This is a genomic window from Mesorhizobium sp. GbtcB19 (genome assembly GCF_019091085.1).
Taxonomy (GTDB): Bacteria; Pseudomonadota; Alphaproteobacteria; order Rhizobiales; family Rhizobiaceae; genus Mesorhizobium.
This window is the reverse complement of the sequence record NZ_JAGXJY010000494.1, coordinates 1-238: the sequence shown is the minus strand read 5'-3', so window position 1 is coordinate 238 and position 238 is coordinate 1. Positions and strand designations below refer to the sequence as shown.

At 68.9% G+C, this 238-nt stretch carries 1 pseudogene; it reads left to right on the top strand.

Annotation, left to right across the window (positions count from 1 at the left end):
• A pseudogene (locus tag KVT37_RS33700) lies at positions 1 to 137 on the top strand (antibiotic biosynthesis monooxygenase); the annotation flags it as partial.
• Between the last annotated feature and the right edge of the window lie 101 nt (positions 138 to 238).

Sequence of the window (238 nt, the reverse complement as noted above, 5' to 3'; positions counted from 1 at the left end):
GCCAAGCGGCGGTGGACAGAGTGGTGCCGATCGTCAAGGCAGCGCCTGAGCGCATGGCCTTCAGCACGCAGGAAACCATCGCGCGGCTCGGCCGCAAGGCCGACATCGCCAACTACCAGCGCGTGCCGGGAGTGTAAGACGGCCAGCCGGCTCCGGGCGAAGATGCGGCGATGCCCAGTACCTGGCCGGTGCGGGCGTCGCTCACCATGTTTTCGAAACCCGGCCACTCCCGCGCGAG